The 1,234-nt window shown below is 59.5% G+C and carries 2 protein-coding genes; both read left to right on the top strand.

Going from position 1 to position 1,234, the window contains the following annotated elements:
* Positions 1 to 723, top strand: a 723-nt coding sequence (locus ACP693_RS17665) for a TonB-dependent siderophore receptor (RefSeq protein WP_426050134.1), incomplete at its 5' end; no start/stop codon positions are given.
* 169 nt (positions 724 to 892) lie between these two features.
* A complete protein-coding gene (locus ACP693_RS17660; protein WP_420649855.1) occupies positions 893 to 1,099 on the top strand; it encodes a hypothetical protein in 207 nt (68 codons plus the stop codon).
* Positions 1,100 to 1,234: the final 135 nt, after the last annotated feature.

Raw genomic sequence — 1,234 nt, 5'->3', positions numbered from 1 at the left:
GAGTACACCGCGTATGTCAGCTACACCGACATTTTCAATCCTCAGGAGCAGCGAGACGCCAGTCGCAAATACCTCGATCCGATTGTCGGCAGCAACTATGAAGTGGGTCTCAAGGGCAGCCTGCTGGAGGAGCGTCTGAATCTGTCCACGGCGGTGTTCTGGAGCAAGCAGGACAACGTCGCCGAAGTCGACGACTCGGTGGCGCCGGACCCGGTGACGGGCGAGGAGTTCTACAAATCCGGCGGCAAGGGCAACAAGGTCAACGGCTTCGAAGCCGAAGTCTCCGGCGAAGTGCTCGACGGCTGGAACATGACTGCCGGGTACACCTACACCCACTCGGCCAACGGCGAGAAACAGCGCAGCAACACCAATCAGCCGCTGAACATGCTGCGCCTGTCCACGGCTTATCGCCTGCCGGGCAACTGGCACGCACTGACGGTAGGCGGCGCGGTGAATTGGCAAAGTGAGGTTTATGGCAATTCCAACCGCCCGGTGGGGCGTGGCGCTAACGGGCGGATCATCACCGAACGCGCGCGCATCAGCCAGGACGCCTACACCGTGGTCAAGCTGATGTCGCGGTATGAATTCGACAAACACCTGTCGGCTTCGCTGAACGTCGACAACCTGTTCGACAAGAAGTACTACGACAACGTCGGCTTCTACAACGGCGTGTTCTGGGGCGATCCGCGCACCGTCACGCTGAGTCTCGACTGGAAGCTCTAAGCCTCGCCTCGCCCTGCGCGCGCGGCGTTCGTCCGGTTTCCGTAGGAAACAATCAGTAAAACCTACACTGAACGGGCATTAACCCCGAGTTAATGCCCTCGGTGGACACTGCGCCCCGAGACCTTGATTCATGGACGAAAGGCTCCGACATTTTTTCGTAGGAGGCACCATGAAAACCACGACTGCAATCCTTGCCGGTCTACTCACCCTCGCATCGGCCAGCGCTTTCGCTGAAGGCGGCGCCGAGCGCATGCGACATCACTGGGAAAACTTCCCGGTCCATTCCGCGCAAACCCAGACTGACAGCAGAGCCAGTGAGCTACGGGTTCCGGACGACCAGACCGCCCAAGTGACCGAGTCCTACCGACCTGATTGAAACGCTTTACCGATGAACCTTCGACGGCTCCGCTCTGGCCTCGGAGATGACAGTTTGGCGCCCTTCTGGGGCGCCTTTTTTATGCCTGCAGATTCTTGATCCAGAACAGCATGCGCCCGTGATCCGGGTCGAACA

The sequence above is a fragment of the Brevundimonas sp. TWP1-3 genome (assembly GCF_049896085.1).
In the GTDB taxonomy this organism is placed as follows: Bacteria; Pseudomonadota; Alphaproteobacteria; order Caulobacterales; family Caulobacteraceae; genus Brevundimonas.
This window is presented reverse-complemented; position numbering and strand designations above follow the sequence as displayed.

Excerpts from the sequence above, each read along its gene's own strand:
- ACP693_RS17660 (WP_420649855.1), top strand. The coding sequence starts at position 893 with ATGAAAACCACGACTGCAATCCTTGCCGGTCTACTCACCCTCGCATCG.